Genomic DNA, 17,266 nt, shown 5'->3' on the forward strand with positions numbered 1-17,266 from the left:
GCCATACTGTGGCGCGGCCGCCCGGCGGGTGTCCAAGACCGAGCCGCTATGCAGCGATTCACGCCGTCTATCGCCGCTGGCCAGCCGGGTTCCCAGCGTCGATAGCCAACGGTTATCGGTCGTGAGTGAATCGATATTGGACGCACGGAGCGGCCACCCGGCATGGTTCGAGCAGGTGATGACCAAGAGAGAAGGAGTGCGGCGATGAAATCTGAGGCGATCATCGGCGGCCACGCCACGGCGGAGACACCGGGCCCACGCATCGCCGACCTGGTCGAGGAGGCGGCACGCCGGTCACCGGCCGCTCCCGCGCTTGTCGCCACCTCCGACCGGGTACCGGTCAGCTACCACGATCTGCTCCGGCTGGCCGACGACCTGGCCGCGCAGCTGAAGCGGGCCGGGCTGCGGCCCGGCGATCGCGTCGCGCTGCGCTCGGGGAGCAACGCGGAATTCGTCGTCGGACTGTTGGCGGCCTCGCGGGCCGACCTGGTCGCGGTCCCGCTGGACCCGGCCCTTCCGGTCGCCGACCAGCGGGCCCGCAGCGAGGCGGTCGGGGCGCGGGCGGTGCTCATCGACGGCGACGCGCCGATCGATCAAGGGGAACCGGCTCCGCCGTGGTGGCCGCTCGCGGTGACACTCGGCGTCCCAGCGGTGCGCCTGGACGTGACCAGCGCTCCGGCACAACACTTTTCGACGCCGGAGGGGCTGCGCGCAGACGACGCCATGATCATGTTCACCGGCGGCACCACCGGGGTGCCGAAGATGGTCCCCTGGACCCGCGCCAACATCGCCGCCTCGGTGCGGGCCATCATCGACGGATACGGGCTCGGTCCCAGGGACGCCACGGTGGCGGTGATGCCGCTCTACCACGGCCACGGGCTACTCGCCGCGCTGCTGGGGACCCTGGTGTCCGGGGGAGCGGTGTTGCTTCCCGCGCGGGGACGGTTCTCGGCGCACACCTTCTGGGACGACATCGGCGCCGTGCGCGCCACCTGGTACACGGCAGTCCCGACGATTCACCAGATCCTGTTGGAGCGGGCCGAAACCGACCGACCGGGCGACGCCGCGTTGCGGTTCATCCGCAGCTGCAGTGCCCCCCTCACCGCCGAAACGGCGCAGGCCCTGCAGGACACGTTCTCGGCCCCGGTGGTGTGCGCCTTCGGCATGACCGAAGCGACCCACCAGGTCGCCACAACAGAAATCGGCCACACCGAAAACCCGGCTGCCACACCGGGTCTCGTCGGCCGCTCGACCGGGCCGGAAATCAGGATCGTCGGGCCCGACGGCCGGCCCGCGCCCACGGGGGAGGTCGGTGAGGTCTGGCTGCACGGTCCCACCGTGGTCCGGGGCTACCTCGGCGACCCGGCAATCACCGCAGCCAATTTCACCGACGGATGGCTGCGCACCGGCGACCTGGGAACGCTGTCGGCGACGGACGAGCTGATCATCCGCGGCCGCATCAAGGAGCTCATCAACCGGGGCGGAGAGAAGATCTCCCCGGAACGCGTCGAGGGCGTCCTGGGCAGCCACCCCGGGGTGCTGGAGGTGGCGGTCTTCGGGATTCCCGACAAGCTGTACGGCGAGACGGTGGCAGCGGTGATCGTTCCCCGCGGAGCCGCCGCACCGACCGCGGACGAACTCGCCGCGTTCGCCCGCGACCGGCTGGCCCCTTTCGAGGTGCCGGGCAGCTTCCGGCAGGCGACCGAGCTGCCGCACACCGCCAAAGGGTCACTGGATCGCCGTGCCGTGGCCCAGCGGTTCGGTGCGTGACGAATCAGACCGTGGCCTTCACCCGGCTGGCCGCGGTTTCCGGCATCGGTTCGTAGCGGGCGAAGGCCCGGGTGAACGACGCCGCGCCGTGGGCCAGTGAGCGCAAGTCGATGGCGTAGCGCGTCAATTCCACCTGCGGCACCTCGGCTTTGACCAGTGTGCGCTCGTGGCCGGCGGTCTCGGTACCGAGCACGCGACCGCGGCGGCCCGACAGGTCGCCCATCACCGCGCCCACGAAATCGTCGGGCACCAGGACCGAGATCTCGTCAATGGGCTCGAGCAGGCTCACCTTGGTCGCCGCGGCCGCCTCGCGCAGTGCCAGGGAGCCCGCCATCTGGAACGCGAAATCCGAGGAGTCGACGCTGTGCGCCTTGCCGTCGAGCAGCGTGACGCGGATGTCGACCACCGGGTAGCCGGCGTGCACACCCTTCTCCATCTGTGCGCGCACGCCCTTCTCCACGCTCGGGATGAATTGCCGCGGCACCGCCCCGCCGACCACCCTGTCGAGGAATTCGAAGCCGGAGCCCTCGGGCAGCGGCTCCACTTCGATATCGCACACCGCGTATTGACCGTGCCCGCCGGACTGCTTGACGTGGCGGCCGTGGCCTTTTGCTTTGCCGCCGAACGTTTCTCGCAGCGGCACCCGGAGCTCGACGGTGTCGACCGTGACGCCGTACCGGTTGGCCAGCGCGTCGAGGACGACACCGGCGTGGGCCTCGCCCATGCACCACAACACGATCTGGTGGGTTTCCTGGTTCTGCTCGATGCGCAGCGTCGGGTCTTCGGCGGCCAGCCGTCCCAGCCCGACCGACAGCTTGTCCTCGTCGGTCTTGGCGTGCGCCTGGATCGCCACCGGCAGCAGGGGCTCGGGCATCGTCCACGGTTTCAGCACGAGCGGCTCCGCCTTGTCCGAAAGGGTGTCGCCCGTTTCGGCCCGGCTCAGCTTGCCGATCGCGCAAATGTCGCCCGCCACCACGGCCGGTGCGGGGCGCTGCTGCTTGCCGAGCGGGAAGGACAGGACTCCGACGCGCTCGTCTTCGTCGTGGTCGGGGTGCGTGCTGCCGTTCCCGTTGACCGCGCCGAAGAACGACGCAAAATGGCCCGACACATGGACCGTCGTGTCGGGCCTGATGGTCCCGGAGAACACCCGGACCAGGCTGACCCTTCCGACGTAGGGGTCCGACGTCGTCTTCACCACCTCCGCGAGCAGGGGCGCGTCGGCATCGCAGGTCAGCGTCGCGTGCGGGGCGCCCTGCGGCGTAAACACCTCCGGGAGTGGATGTTCCATCGGCGACGGGAATCCGCGCGTGGCGACCTCCAGCAGTTCCAGGGTGCCGACGCCGGTGCTGCTGCATACCGGGATCACCGGGAAGAACGACCCCCGGGCGACGGCCCGCTCCAGGTCCTCGATCAGCACCGCCTCGTCGATGGACTCACCGCCGAGGTAGCGATCCATCAGCGATTCGTCCTCGGATTCCTCGATGATGCCTTCGATGAGGGTGCCGCGCGCCTCCTCGATCCGGTCCGCGTCGGATGGATCGGGCGACTGCATGGTCCGCTTGCCGTCGGCGTATTGGTAGCGGGTCTGCGACAGTAACCCGATCAAGCCTTCGCAAGACGGCAGGCCGGTCGGCAGGTAAAGCGGTAACACCTTGTCCCCGAACGCGTTCTGCGCGGCGGCCAGCGCCTCGGAGTAGTTCGCCCGGGCGTGGTCGAGCTTCGTGATCACCACGGCGCGGGGCATGCCGACCTGATCGCATTCCTGCCACAGCGATTTGGTGGGTTCGTCGACGCCCTCGTTGGCCGCGATCACGAAAAGCGCGCAGTCCGCGGCGCGCAAGCCCGCCCGCAACTCGCCGACGAAATCGGCGTATCCCGGGGTGTCGACCAGATTGATCTTGATGCCGTCGTGCGCCAGGGAGGCGACAGCGACGCCGACGGACCGCTGTTGGCGGATCTCGGCGTCGTCGTAGTCGCATACCGTGCTGCCGTCGGTGACGGAACCCGCTCTGTTCAGCACCCCGCCGGCGACCAACAGCGCCTCGACCAGGGTGGTCTTGCCGCCGCCCGAGGGCCCCACGAGGACGATGTTGCGCACATCGCCGGGACCGTTCGCGGTGGGGGCGGCCGCCGCGCCCTGGGAGGCATTCGCCTTGTCCGCCATGTCCTTCCTCCAGTTCTCCCCGGTGACGTCGCCGGTGGGTGCGCCCAGCGTGGTGTGTCCTAGCTCACAGGGTCTACTGGCAACTTTTCCCCCAACCGCGGCCCAACACAAGGCCACGGGCGGGCCACATTTGCGTCGGTCTGGCGGGGAAGGGAGCGTCGGTCGTCAGGCGTGCCAGCTCGACCAGCGGCGCACCGCGATCGCGATCACCGGCCCGTCCAACGGAACGGATTGATACTGAGGGTATTTGGCGCGCAGTAACCGGTATGCGGCCTCCATCACCGGCCCGTGGGCGTGGACGGTGGCCGCGCCGTCGGCTCGCACCCACCACAGCCGCGTCCAATCGTCGGCGTAAAGGTCGACGAGCAGGCTCACGAGGGGGTTCTCTTCGATGTTGGCCAGCCGCCGCAGCCGCCGCGTGGTCTTGGGTTTCGCGTCGACGGCGGTGTACACCACGTCGGGGGAGTCGTCGGCGACCGCGAACACCACCGGCACCAGGTGGGGGAGGCCTTCCGGCGTGACCGTGGCCAGCCGGGCCACCGGGGATCGGGTGAAGCTGGCCTTGGGGTCGAATTCGCCCACCGTGTCAGCCTAGGCGGATCGGGGCCTTGCCACTGCCATGAATAGCTACCTGCATTACGGTTATATACAGATAATTGTGCCGCCCAGAACCGCACGGCCGGGACAGTTTGGTGTTACCGCGAAGCAGGAAGGGTGTCGGATGAGCAAATCGCACCACCGCTCGGTCTGGTGGTCATGGTTGGTCAGTGTGCTGGCGGTGGTCGGGCTGGGCCTCGGTCTGGGCACCGTGCCGGCGGCCGCGACGCCGTTCACCCGGCCGCTGGCTCCGATCGACGCTGCGGCACTAGTCGGCCAGGTCGGGCCGCAAGTGGTCAACATCAGCACCAAGTTCGGCTACAACAACGCGGTGGGGGCCGGGACCGGCATCGTCATCGACCCCAACGGGGTCGTGCTGACCAACAATCACGTGATCTCCGGCGCTACGGACATCAGCGCGTTCGACGTCGGCAACGGGCAGACCTACGCCGTGGACGTGGTCGGCTACGACCGCAGCCAGGACGTCGCGGTGCTGCAACTCCGCGGGGCCGCCGGGCTGCCGACCGCCGCGATCGGCGGCGGGGTCACGGTGGGCCAGCCGGTCGTGGCGATGGGCAACGCGGGCGGCCAGGGCGGAACGCCCAGCGCCGTGGCCGGCAAAGTCGTCGCGCTCAACCAAAGCGTGTCGGCGACCGACACCCTGACCGGCGCCAACGAATCACTGGGCGGGCTGATCCAGGCCGACACGCCGATCAGGCCCGGTGACTCCGGTGGACCGATGGTCAACAACGACGGGCAGGTCGTCGGCGTGAACACCGCCGCCACCGACAACTACAAGATGTCGGGCGGACAGGGCTTTGCCATCCCGATCGGCCACGCGATGGGCGTGGCCGGACAGATCAGGTCGGGCGCCGGCTCGAACACCGTGCACATCGGCCCAACCGCGTTCCTCGGGCTGGGTGTGACCGACAGCAACGGCAACGGCGCGCGCGTCGAGCGCGTGGTCACCAGCGGCCCCGCGGCGGCGGCCGGGATCTCCCCCGGCGACGTCATCACCGGGGTTGACAACGTCGCGATCACCGGGGCCACGTCGATGACCGAGGTGCTCGTTCCGCACCACCCCGGCGACAACATCACGGTGCGCTATCGCTCGGCCGGGGGTGGCGACCGCACCACAAACGTGACGCTGGCGGACGGACCGCCGGCCTGATTCCCATGTCGACGAAGCTCGGCGGGTGGCCAATTCTCTTGGCGCCGGGCGTGTTTCGTCACATGTCAGTAGGCGTGATTCCGAATGTCGCGCCTCGGGTACCCGTGGCATCGTGGATTTGATGAACGACGCAAGAGAAGCTGTCGAGCACCATCCCGCAGGGGGCAGTCACGTCCAGGGCGGTGTCGTCGAGCACCCCGAGTCCGATGACTTCGACAACGCCGCCGCGCTGCCCACCGACCCGACGTGGTTCAAGCACGCCGTTTTCTACGAGGTGCTGGTGCGGGCATTCTTCGACGCCAACGCGGACGGGTCGGGCGACCTGCGGGGGCTCCTGGGGCGCCTGGACTACCTGCAGTGGCTGGGCATCGACTGCATCTGGCTGCCGCCGTTCTACGACTCGCCGCTGCGCGACGGCGGTTACGACATCCGGGACTTCTACAAGGTGCTGCCCGAGTTCGGCACGGTCGAGGATTTCGTCGCGCTGCTGAACGCTGCGCACGAGCGGGGCATCCGGGTCATCACCGATCTGGTCATGAACCACACCTCGGATTCGCACCCCTGGTTCCAGGAGTCGCGGCACGACCCGGACGGCCCGTACGGCGACTTCTACGTGTGGAGCGACACCAGCGAGAAGTACACCGACGCCCGAATCATCTTCGTCGACACCGAGGAGTCCAATTGGACCTTCGACCCGGTGCGCAAACAGTTCTATTGGCACCGGTTCTTCTCGCACCAGCCGGACCTGAACTACGAAAACCCGGCCGTGCAGGAAGCCATGATCGACGTGCTGCGCTTCTGGCTCGGCCTGGGTATCGACGGGTTCCGCCTGGACGCGGTGCCCTACCTGTTCGAACGGGAGGGCACCAACTGCGAGAACCTGCCCGAGACGCACGCCTTCCTCAAGCGTGTCCGTAAGGTCATCGACGACGAGTTCCCGGGCCGCGTGCTGCTGGCCGAGGCCAACCAGTGGCCGGCCGATGTGGTCGAGTACTTCGGCGACACCAGCACCGGCGGCGACGAATGCCACATGGCGTTCCACTTCCCGCTGATGCCGCGCATCTTCATGGCGGTCCGCCGGGAGTCGCGCATTCCGATCTCGGAGATCCTGGCGCAGACGCCGGAAATTCCCGACATGGCGCAATGGGGAATCTTCCTGCGCAACCACGACGAGTTGACGCTGGAGATGGTCACGGACGAGGAACGTGACTACATGTACTCCGAGTACGCCAAGGATCCCCGGATGAAGGCGAACGTAGGGATCCGGCGCCGGCTGGCACCGCTGCTCGACAACGACCGCAACCAAATCGAGCTGTTCACCGCGCTGCTCCTGTCGCTGCCCGGATCGCCGGTGCTGTACTACGGCGACGAGATCGGCATGGGCGACGTCATCTGGCTGGGTGATCGCGACGGTGTGCGCACCCCGATGCAGTGGACGCCGGACCGCAACGCCGGGTTCTCCAAGGCCAACCCGGGCCGGCTCTACCTGCCGGCCAGCCAGGACTCGGTCTATGGCTATCAGGCCGTCAACGTCGAGGCCCAACGCGACACGTCCACGTCGCTGCTGAACTTCACCCGCGTGATGTTGGCGGTGCGGCGTCGCCACGAGGCCTTCGCGATCGGCACATTCGAGGAGCTCGGTGGCTCCAACCCGTCGGTGCTGGCGTTCGTGCGCCAGGCGCCCAACGGGGGCGACACGGTGTTGTGCGTCAACAACCTGTCGCGGTTCCCTCAGCCGATCGAATTGAATCTGCAGCACTGGAGCGGTTGCACACCGGTGGAACTGACCGGGCACGTCGAATTTCCGCGGATCGGGCACCTGCCCTACCTGCTGACGTTGCCTGGGCACGGGTTCTACTGGTTCCAGCTGACCGCATGTGAGGATGAAGAGGAGCGGCGCACATGACTGAGCCAGCCAAATTGCCCTGGTCGGACTGGCTCCCACAGCAGCGGTGGTACGCCGGGCGCAATCGAGAACTGACCTCCGCCGAGGCCGCCGTGGTCGTCCCGCTGCGGGAGGACCTCGACCTGGTGCTGGTCGACGCCCAGTACGCCGACGGCTCGTCCGAGCGTTACCAGGTGGTCGTGCGGTGGGATACCGCGCCGGTCTCCGAGTACAGCACCGTGGCCACCATCGGCGCCGCCGGTGACCGCACCGGATTCGACGGCCTGTACGACACCGAGGCGCCGCAGTTTCTGCTGTCGCTGATCGATTCGTCGGGCGTTCGGGCCGCGTCGGGCACCGAAGTGAGGTTCGACAAGGAACCCGACGCGGTGCTGCCGCTGGAGGCGATGCCGCATGTGTCCGACGCCGAACAGAGCAATACCAGCGTGATCTTCGACCGGGAAGCGATCTTCAAGGCGTTCCGTCGCGTCAGCAGCGGCATCAACCCGGACATCGAACTGAACCGGGTGCTGGCCCGCGCGGGTAATCCGCACGTGGCCCGGCTGCTCGGCACCTACGAGATGGCCGCCCCGGACGGGACGGCCGATGAAGCCTGGCCGCTCGGCATGGTGACCGAGTTCGCGTCCAACGCGGCCGAAGGGTGGGCGATGGCCACCGCCAGCGTTCGCGACCTGTTCGCGGAAGGTGACCTGTATGCCCACGAAGTCGGCGGTGACTTTGCCGGCGAATCCTGCCGGCTCGGCGAGGCCGTGGCGTCCGTGCACGCCACGCTGGCCGAGTCCCTCGGAACGGCGCAGTCGGCCTTCCCGGTCGACACCGTGCTAGGACGGCTGTCGTCGACCGTGGCGAAGGTGCCCGAGCTGCAGGAGTACGCGGCAACCATCGAGGAGCGATTCGCCAAGCTCGCGGACCAGACGATCACCGTCCAGCGGGTACACGGCGACCTGCACCTCGGGCAGGTGCTGCGCACGCCCGAAAGCTGGCTGCTCATCGACTTCGAGGGCGAACCGGGGCAGCCACTCGATGAGCGCCGGGCGCCGGATTCACCGTTGCGCGACGTGGCGGGCGTGCTGCGGTCCTTCGAATACGCCGCGTACGGGCCCCTGGTGGACCAGGCGGCCGACAAGCAACTGGCCGCCCGCGCCCGGGAGTGGGTCGAACGCAACCGGACCGCTTTCTGCGAGGGTTACGCCGCCGCGTCGGGCACCGACCCCCGCGATTCGGCCGAGCTGCTGGCCGCTTACGAGCTCGACAAGGCCGTGTACGAGGCCGGATACGAGGCGCGACACCGGCCCGGCTGGCTGCCGATCCCGCTGCGCTCCATCGCCCGGCTCACCGGCTCGTAGGTGCGAGATAGGAGTTCGCTATGCGTGCCCTGCGGGGGCGGCGAGCTTCTGACAGCATGTCAGCGTGGCGAGCGAAACCTTCAATAGCGAAGCGCGGTTGTCGTGGGTGCTGGCGGTGTTGGCCGGTGTGGTCGGCGCGATCTCCTTCACCCACTCCGCGGGCTATTTCGTGGTTTTCATCACCGGCAACGCCCAACGTGCCGTGCTCGGGTACTTCACCGGGCAAGGCTGGCTAGCCGCAAGCGCGGGGCTGCTCATTGCGGCGTTCGTCGTCGGCGTGATCGTTGCGTCACTGTGCCGGCGATTTTTCTGGGTGGACCATCCGCACGGCCCGACGGTGCTGACCACCTTCAGTCTGGCGGCCGCCACCGTGGTCGACGTCCTTGATGAGGGCTGGGAAGAGAATCTCGTCGATTTCTTGCCGATGATGCTGCTGGCGTTCGGCACCGGGGCGTTGAACACCTCTTTTGTCAAAGATGGTGAGGTTTCGGTGCCGTTGAGCTATGTGACCGGCACGACCGTCAAGATGGGCCAGGGCATCGAGCGTCACATCGCTGGTGGTGGAAGCGTCTCGGACTGGCTCGGTTACTTCCTGCTGTTGGCCAGCTTTGTCGTGGGCGCGGCGGTGGGCGGCTTCATCAGCGTGGTCGTCAACGGGACCTGGATGCTGGTGATGGCCACGTCCCTTTGTGCGGTAACGACCGGGTACACCTACTTTCACCAGGACCGGCGCGCTCTGTTGATGCAACGGTCCGACAAAAAGCATCGGCAGTAGCGCTGACCGGTGCGCTACTGCCGATGCTGGTCGGGGGTCAGGCGGCTGGCTGTGCCGGCTGCGCCGGTTGCGCCGGCTGGGCCGTGGTGTTGCTGGCCAGCAGCACCTGCTGGATGTCGGGCTTCATCGCGAGCAATTGCTGGTTCCAGTAGGGCCACGAGTGCGTCCCGTTGGCCGGGAAGTTGAACGTCCCGTTGCGTCCGCCCGCGGCCGCGTAGGTGTTCTGGAACTGCTGGTTGGTGCGCAGCGTGAGGCCTTCCAGGAACTTGGCCGGCATGTTGTCGCCGCCGAGGTCGCTGGGGGTCCCGTTGCCGCAGTAGACCCAGATCCGGGTGTTGTTGGCGACCAGCCGCGGAATCTGCAGCATCGGGTCGTTGCGCTTCCACGCCGGGTCAGTGGACGGTCCCCACATGCTGTTGGCGTTGTAGCCACCCGAGTCGTTCATCGCCAGCCCGATCAGCGTCGGCCACCAGCCCTCGGACGGGTTGAGGAAGCCCGAAAGCGAAGCGGCGTAAGGGAATTGCTGCGGGTAGTACGCGGCCAGGATCAGGGCGGAGCCGCCCGACATCGACAGGCCCACCGCGGCGTTGCCGGCCGGGGAGATCTGCTTGTTGGCCTGCAGCCACAGCGGCATCTCCTGGGTCAGGAACGTCTCCCACTTGTAGGTGTAGTTCTGACCGTTGCCCGACGACGGCTGGTACCAGTTGGTGTAGAAGCTGGACTGCCCGCCGACCGGCATCACCACCGACAGGCCGGATTGGTAGAACTCCTCGAAGGCGGGGGTGTTGATGTCCCAGCCGTTGTAGTCGTCCTGGGCCCGCAGGCCGTCGAGCAGGTACACCGCGTGCGGTCCGCCGCCCTCGAACTGAACCTTGATGTTGCGGCCCATCGACGGTGACGGCACCTCCAGGTACTCCACCGGCAGCCCCGGCTTCGAGAACGCCCCCGCGGTGGCCGCGCCGCCTGCGGCGGTGACGAGGCCGGACACCAGGGCAGCCCCCACAGCCGCGACCGCCAGCTGGCGCGGCATGGTCGCCGCGGCGCCACGCAACTTCCGCAACTCTTCGAAGAACTTCATAGCTCTCTACCCATCCCAACTTTCATCTGCCATGTGCGGCGGTCGAATCTGTTCGCTGGGCAGTGAAACACGTGGGGAGGGCTCGATTCGCCTGTCACGGCCGGAGCTTCACATCGCGGTTGGCTAACGATTGGGAGTCAGGCCGGAATCGTCACCGTTGGATAACGATTGGCTATCGGAACCGAACGCCGACCTTCCCAACGGGCGGCACATCGGCTAGCGCCGGACGCCTTCCCTAGGCGACGAGTCGGCGCAATAACGTTGACGCCGCGGCGATTCCGAGCACCGCGGCAACCACCAGCACGACGAGGTCCACCGCGTTGAATGGCGTGCCGATGAGCAGCCCCCGTAGGGCGTTGACCTCGTAGCTGAGCGGGTTGACCCTGCTCAGCACGTGCAGCCACCTCGGCATCACGTCGACCGGGTACAACGCGTTGGAGGCGAAGAACAGCGGCATCGTGATCGCCTGGCCGATTCCCATCAGGCGATCGCGATTACGCACCAGGCCGGCCAGCGTCATCGACAGGCAGGCGAAGAACGCGGCACCGAGCATGACGACGGCCATCGCCGCCAGAATCCGCAGCGGGTTGGCCGTCAGGCCGACATTCATCAGATACGCCAACGCCATCACGCCGACCACCTGAGCAACCGAGCGCACCCCGGCCGCAAACGCCTTGCCGGTGATCAGCGCCGACGCGGGTGCCGGCGTCACCATCAGCTTGGCCAGGACGCCCGCGTCTCGATCCCAAATGATCTGTATCCCATAGAAGATCGAGATGAACAGCGCCGACTGGGCGATGATCCCGGGCGCCAGGAAGGCTAGGTAGGACACCGATCCGGTCTGGATGACGTGCAGGTGGCTGAAGGTGGTGCCGAAAATCAGCAGCCACAGCGCCGGCTGCACCATCCGGGTGACGAGCTCGGTCCTGTCGTGCTGCAGCTTCTGCAGTTCGACGATCGCGAACGCGCCGATGCGGCTCGACACGGCACCGACCCGTTGCCAACCGCGCGGCGCGCGGACCAGGGTGCCCGGCATGGCACTATCAACCGACACGGCGCGCAACCTTTCTGGCAGAACGGATTTCACGGAACGGTTCGGCCGGCTCGTCCGCCAAGTCCGAGGCGGCATAGTGGCGGAACACGTCCTCGAGGGTCGCGCGGGGCGACACCGTCGACTTCAACTTGGCGGGCGTGCCCACCGCCCGCAACTCACCCTGGTGCATCAGTGCGACGCGATCGCACAACGCGTCGGCCTCTTCCATGTAGTGGGTGGTCAGCAGCACGGTCATCCCGAACTGCGCCTGCATCTTCTGCACCTGTGTCCAGACGCCGTCGCGCGCAATCGGGTCCAGCCCGACGGTCGGTTCGTCGAGAACCAGCAGCGACGGGCGGTTCACGAGCGCCTGCGCCACCTCGAGTCGGCGGACCATGCCGCCGGAATAGGCGGAGGCCAGCCGGTCGGCAACGTCAAGCAGGTCCATGGCGTCCAGCGCCTGCCCGACCCGATCGGAGCGCGCGGCCCGGGGCACACCGTAGAGCCGCGCGAACCATTCGACATTCTGCCGGCCGGTCAATGCGGGCTCGATCGAGAGTTGTTGCGGCACATAGCCGATGTTGCTGCGAATGTCGGTGGTTTGGCGGCGGGCGTCCAACCCGAAGATGCGCAGTTCACCCTGCTGCACCGGCGCCAGCGTGGTGAGCATCCGGACCATGGTCGTCTTCCCGGCCCCGTTGGGACCGAGCAGGCCCATGGTTTCACCCGGCCGCACCTGCAACGTCACGTCGTTGACGGCGGTGAACTGGCCGTACCGATAGGTCAGGCCTTTGGCATCGATCGCCATCGGCAGTGCTGCGCTCATGGCCGTCGCTCCTGCAGTGTCTGGGTCATCATCTCAATGACCTCCAATCCTCTTGTCAAAGACTCGATTTGGTCGTCGTCGAGTTCGGCGAGCACCTCGGCCAGCACCGCTCGACGCGCTGCCCGGGACGTGTCGACGATCTGCTGGGCGGGCTCGGCGAGGTGTAGCCGGCCGACCCGGCGGTCCGTGTCCCCGACGGTGCGCATCAGCAACCCGCCGGATACCAGCTTGGAGACCAGGGTGGAAGCGGTGTTGGGCGCCAGGCCGAGTTCGGCGGCGGCGGCGTTGACCGAAATACCCGGCCGCCTGCCCACCAGCCACAGCAGCTCGGACTGCGACTCGGTCAGCCGCGACGAATCGAAGCCGCGGCCGGCTGACCGCCGGAGTTGCCGACGGAATCTGCCGACGACGCGAAACACCTCGGTGACCACGTCGGTACTTGACTTCACCTTGCCCATAATACCTCTGTAGCCGAGCTATCTATGTGTGGAGGCTGTGCAGCAGGTAAGTACCCGTTACTTCGTAAGGCGATGCAGGACCACGTCGGCGAGGGTCCCGTCGGCGACGTCGGCGGTCATGTAGGTGCAGAACGGCTGGCGGCGCCGATCCGTCGGCGAGCCCGGATTGAGCAGGCGCAGGCCGGTGTCGGAGCGGGTGTCCCAGGGGATGTGGCTGTGCCCGAACACCAGGACCTGGGTGCCCGGATACAACCGCGACATCCGGGCCTCGCGGCCCGTCGCCGCACCGGTCTCGTGCACGACCGTGAATCGCACACCCGCCAGCGTCACGTCCGCCCGTTCCGGCAGCCTCGCCCGCAGGGCCGGCCCGTCGTTGTTGCCCCAGCAGGCCACCAGCCGCGCCGACCTGGTTTCGAGTTCGTCGAGCAGCGCGGGCGCCACCCAATCACCGGCGTGCACGACCACGTCGGCCGCGTCCACCTCATCCCAAACCCGTGGGGGCAGGTCGCGGGCGCGCTTGGGGACGTGGGTATCGGATATCAGCAGCAGCCGCACAACCCCATCTTGCCGTCCCTGGTCGTTACCTCGCCGTGGACGCCATCGCTTTTTCGGGCTTGGTGATTGGCGCGTCGGCTTCCTCGCCGAGAAGAAGCGAACGAACGAGGCGGCGGGGCCCGAAGGGCCGCAGCATTTCGCTGGCGGGGCGGGGCCGCACCCGCATCGGCCACCAGAACCAACGCCCCAGCAGTGCCGCGATCGACGGCGTCATCAGCGAGCGCACGATCAACGTGTCGAACAGCAGCCCGAGACCGATCGTGCTGCCGGCCTGGCCGATCGAGCGCAGGTCGCTGGCGACCATCGACATCATGGTGAAGGCGAAGACCAGACCCGCGGAGGTGACCACGCCACCCGTCCCGCCCATCGAGCGGATGATGCCGGTCTTCAGTCCGGCGCCGATCTCCTCCTGGAACCGGGAAACCAGCAGCAGGTTGTAGTCGGATCCGACCGCCAGCAGAATGATCAGGCCGAATACCGGTGCGATCCAGTTCAATTCGAGGCCCAACAGGTGTTGCCACACCAACACCGACAGCCCGAAGGCGGCACCCAGCGAGAGCAGCACCGTGCCGACGATCACCAGGGATGCGACCAGGGCACGCGTGATGATCAGCATCACGACGAAGATCAGCGTCAGCGCCGCGAGCCCCACGATCAGCAGGTCGTAGTGGGAGCCCGACTGGATGTCACGGTAGATGGCCGCCGTGCCCGCGAGATAGAACTTGGCGCCCGTCAGCGTCGTACCCTTCACCGCTTGATGCGCGGCGGCCAGTTCCGGCATGACCGCCGAAATGCCCGCCGGCGTTGCCGGGTCCGCGTCGTGGGTGATGATGAAGCGCGCGGCCTTGCCGTCCGGCGACAGGAACAGCTTCAGGCCACGCTGAAAGTCGGGATTCTGGAACGCTTCCGGGGGCAGGTAGAAGTAGTCGCCGCTGCGGGACGCGTCGAATGCCTGACCCATCGCGCTGGCCGTGTCGGTCATCTGCGCCATTTGGGTGACCAGACCGGAGAAGCTGCTGTGCATCGTGAGCAGAGTGCCCTGCATCGACTGGGCGACGGCGATGATCGGCGGGAACTCGGCGAGCATCTGGGGCAATATCGCGTCGACGTTGTTCACGTCATTGATCAGCGTGCGCATGTTCTCGCTGAACTTGTCCACACCATCGATCGCCTCGAACACCGACCTCGCGGCCCAGCACACGGGGATGTTGAAACAGTGCTGTTCCCAATACAGATAGCCGCGGAACGGGCGGGCGAAATCGTCGAAATCCGCAAGGTGGTCACGCATCTCGTCCAGCGTGGCCTGCATCTCGTGCATGTCGCCGACCATGTGATGCGTCGCGCCGCTCATCTGCCCGACCAGGTCCTGCATCCGCCGCATCGAGACGATCATGGCGCCGAGGTCGTCGCTCATCTTGAGCATGTCGTCGGTGCGGTCCCGCATGAATTGCAGGTTCTGCTGGATCGGGATCGACTGGGCGCTGATCTGGAACGGTATGGAGGTGTGTTCGATCGGGCCGCCCAATGGCCGGGTGATGCTCTGCACCATCGCGATTCCGGGTGCGCGAAAGATGTCTTTGGCTAGCCTGTCGAGGATGATCATGTCGCCGCCGTTCCGCATGTCGTGATCGCTTTCGATCATGAGGATGTCGGGATTCATTGTGGCGGCGCTGAAATGGCGCTCCGCGGCCGCGTAGCCGACGCTCGACGGGAGACCGTGGGGTATGTAGAAGCGGTCGTTGTAGCTGACCTTCATGCTCGGCATGATGAGGATCCCGACGATCGCGATGACGAGCGACGCCGCGAAGACGGGGCCGGGCCAGCGCACGGTGGCGGTGCCGACCCGCCGCCAACCGCGCGTCTTGATCATCCGTCTCGGGTCGAGCAAGCCGAACCGGGTGGCCACCGCGACGACGGCTGGGGCCGCGGTCATCGCTCCGGCCACGACGACGAGCAGGCCCAAGGCGGACGGGATGCCCAGCGCCCGAAAGTACGACAGGCGCGCCAGGTGAAGGCACAACGTGGCGCCTGCGATCGTCAACCCCGAGCCCAGGATGATGTGCGAGGTCCCGCGAAACATGGTGTAGTAGGCGGTTTCTCGGTCTTGACCGGCCTGACGCGCCTCCTGGTAGCGGCCGATGAGGAAGATCGCGTAGTCCGTGCCCGCCGCGATGGCCAACGAGGACAGCATCGCAACGACGAACGTCGAGAATCCCAACAGCTCGTTGTTTCCAAGCAGCGCGACGAGCCCCCGCGCCGTGCCCATTTCGAAACCGACCATGACCAGGACCAGAAGGACGGTGCTGACCGAACGATAGGCGATGAACAGCATGATCATGATGACCACACCGGTGACGCCCATCATCTTGAACATGCTCTTGTCGGCGGCCTCGTTCATGTCCGTGGTCAAGGGGGCCGGACCGGTGACGTAGACCCTGAGTCCCTTGGGGGGCTCTGACTTGTCGACGATCTTCCGCACCGCGTCGACTGACTGGTTGCCCAGGGTGCTGCCCTGGTTGCCGGCCAGGTTGAGTTGGACGTAGGCGGCCTTGCCGTCGCGGCTCTGGACACCGGCGGCGGTGAGCGGATCGCCCCAGACGTTCTGGACGTGCTGCACGTGCTTGGGGTCGGCCTGCAGCTTGTTCACCAAGCCGTCGTAATAGCGGTGCGCCTCGTCGCCGAGCGGTCTGTCGCTCTCCAGGACGATCATCGCGATGCTGTCGGAGTCGGACTCGTGGAAGGTCGCGCCGATGCGCTTGGCGGCGATCATCGCCGGAGCGTCCTGGGGCGACATGGTCACCGCGTGGTTCCGCGCGACCGACTCGATCGGCGGCACGAGCACGTTCAGGGCGACGGTGAGTAGTAGCCAGCCGATGATGATGGGCCAGGCGAACTTGCGGACGAACCGCATGAATTTCGGACGGGCTTCGGTTTCGGTGTTCATGCGGCCTTCACCAGACAGGAAGTTTGGGCGTGGCGCCCGGCCGAGGAGCGCTGGTCCTTGACCACGCCGTTGACGGTGATGCGGCATCCGATGTCGTCGCTGTTGCCCTGTGCCACCAGGCTGGCGATCACGGCCGGCACCGTTGTGGTCACCGTGAAGGTCCACGGCAGAGCGGTGAAGTTCGCCTGTTCCGGCCGCGCGTTGTTGTCTAGGTAGCTCACGGTTCCCGTTGTGTCACTTGGGCCGTAGACCTCGTAGGTCACCTGCTTGATGTGCGAGGCTTCGAGTGGTTCGGCGCTGCGGCCCGTCGCGGTGAAGATCGCGTCGGAGCCGAAGACGCCGCGGAGCCGCTCGACGGCGATGCCACCGAGAGCGACTGCCGTCACGACGACCAGCGGCACCCACGCCCGTCTGAGAAACGTGGACACTGCCGTTTCCTTCCCTCGTGACCTGGTCGTTCTGGTACGGAGTCTCAGCCCGCGTCGCCGCGGCGAATAGGGCCGTTTGGCCCGCAGTTGAGGGCCAGCGGGCACACGCCGCACGTGATCGCGTGACTGGTACCCGCGAGTCGCGACTTGAACCCAGCGCAATTAGTACCATACCCGGTGGGGTATCGGCCAACGCGCCATGTATACCCCCGAGG

General features: G+C 67.1%; 14 protein-coding genes. 5 read left to right on the forward strand and 9 right to left on the reverse strand.

Translation table 11 applies throughout. The features are described from left to right. The first annotated feature begins 204 nt into the window (after positions 1 to 204). Positions 205 to 1,770 (forward strand): FadD7 family fatty acid--CoA ligase, encoded by a 1,566-nt coding sequence (locus A5709_RS00780; protein ID WP_067946903.1) that lies wholly within the window; start codon positions 205 to 207, stop codon positions 1,768 to 1,770. Between the two features lie 4 nt (positions 1,771 to 1,774). Here the strand turns inward: A5709_RS00780 and A5709_RS00785 are convergent, their stop codons facing one another. Together A5709_RS00785 and A5709_RS00790 are read right to left on the reverse strand one after the other, a co-directional pair. Then, positions 1,775 to 3,934 (reverse strand): elongation factor G-like protein EF-G2, encoded by a 2,160-nt coding sequence (locus tag A5709_RS00785; RefSeq protein WP_068117302.1) that lies wholly within the window; start codon positions 3,932 to 3,934, stop codon positions 1,775 to 1,777. A gap of 165 nt (positions 3,935 to 4,099) precedes the next feature. Next, a complete protein-coding gene (locus A5709_RS00790; RefSeq protein WP_067946900.1) occupies positions 4,100 to 4,516 on the reverse strand; it encodes a TIGR03668 family PPOX class F420-dependent oxidoreductase in 417 nt (138 codons plus the stop codon). 139 nt (positions 4,517 to 4,655) lie between these two features. Here A5709_RS00790 and A5709_RS00795 point away from each other — a divergent pair, with 139 nt between their 5' ends. From A5709_RS00795 to A5709_RS00810, 4 genes are all read left to right on the forward strand, one after another. Next, entirely contained in the window at positions 4,656 to 5,702 is a 1,047-nt protein-coding gene (locus tag A5709_RS00795; protein WP_067946898.1) for a S1C family serine protease, read from the forward strand. 121 nt (positions 5,703 to 5,823) lie between these two features. After that, complete coding sequence (treS, locus tag A5709_RS00800; RefSeq protein WP_068117331.1) at positions 5,824 to 7,608, forward strand: maltose alpha-D-glucosyltransferase; 1,785 nt, start codon at positions 5,824 to 5,826, stop codon at positions 7,606 to 7,608. After that, on the forward strand, positions 7,605 to 8,954 hold the full coding sequence (locus A5709_RS00805) for a phosphotransferase (RefSeq protein WP_067946896.1): 1,350 nt from the start codon (positions 7,605 to 7,607) through the stop codon (positions 8,952 to 8,954). The genes treS and A5709_RS00805 overlap by 4 nt, the downstream gene beginning before the upstream one ends. Before the next feature lie 64 nt (positions 8,955 to 9,018). Then, complete coding sequence (locus tag A5709_RS00810) at positions 9,019 to 9,729, forward strand: YoaK family protein (RefSeq protein WP_067946894.1); 711 nt, start codon at positions 9,019 to 9,021, stop codon at positions 9,727 to 9,729. A 37-nt stretch (positions 9,730 to 9,766) separates the two neighbouring features. Here the strand turns inward: A5709_RS00810 and ag85C are convergent, their stop codons facing one another. From ag85C to A5709_RS00845, 7 genes are all read right to left on the reverse strand, one after another. Beyond that, the gene (ag85C, locus tag A5709_RS00815) at positions 9,767 to 10,807 is read right to left on the reverse strand and encodes a diacylglycerol acyltransferase/mycolyltransferase Ag85C (RefSeq protein ID WP_067946892.1); all 1,041 of its coding nucleotides are present in this window, start codon (positions 10,805 to 10,807) and stop codon (positions 9,767 to 9,769) included. Positions 10,808 to 11,042: 235 nt separating this feature from the next. Continuing rightward, complete coding sequence (locus A5709_RS00820) at positions 11,043 to 11,861, reverse strand: ABC transporter permease (protein ID WP_067946971.1); 819 nt, start codon at positions 11,859 to 11,861, stop codon at positions 11,043 to 11,045. Further along, on the reverse strand, positions 11,851 to 12,666 hold the full coding sequence (locus tag A5709_RS00825) for an ATP-binding cassette domain-containing protein (protein WP_067946890.1): 816 nt from the start codon (positions 12,664 to 12,666) through the stop codon (positions 11,851 to 11,853). The genes A5709_RS00820 and A5709_RS00825 overlap by 11 nt, the downstream gene beginning before the upstream one ends. Then, positions 12,663 to 13,124, reverse strand: coding sequence for a MarR family winged helix-turn-helix transcriptional regulator (locus tag A5709_RS00830; protein WP_067946888.1), 462 nt, complete (start codon positions 13,122 to 13,124; stop codon positions 12,663 to 12,665). The genes A5709_RS00825 and A5709_RS00830 overlap by 4 nt, the downstream gene beginning before the upstream one ends. A 57-nt stretch (positions 13,125 to 13,181) precedes the next feature. Next, complete coding sequence (locus tag A5709_RS00835) at positions 13,182 to 13,679, reverse strand: metallophosphoesterase (protein ID WP_067946886.1); 498 nt, start codon at positions 13,677 to 13,679, stop codon at positions 13,182 to 13,184. Between the two features lie 25 nt (positions 13,680 to 13,704). Then, positions 13,705 to 16,623 (reverse strand): RND family transporter, encoded by a 2,919-nt coding sequence (locus A5709_RS00840; protein ID WP_067946884.1) that lies wholly within the window; start codon positions 16,621 to 16,623, stop codon positions 13,705 to 13,707. Then, the gene (locus A5709_RS00845) at positions 16,620 to 17,051 is read right to left on the reverse strand and encodes an MmpS family transport accessory protein (protein ID WP_068009654.1); all 432 of its coding nucleotides are present in this window, start codon (positions 17,049 to 17,051) and stop codon (positions 16,620 to 16,622) included. The genes A5709_RS00840 and A5709_RS00845 overlap by 4 nt, the downstream gene beginning before the upstream one ends. Positions 17,052 to 17,266: the final 215 nt, after the last annotated feature.

The sequence above is a fragment of the Mycobacterium sp. E1386 genome (genome assembly GCF_001672745.1).
In the GTDB taxonomy this organism is placed as follows: Bacteria; Actinomycetota; Actinomycetes; order Mycobacteriales; family Mycobacteriaceae; genus Mycobacterium.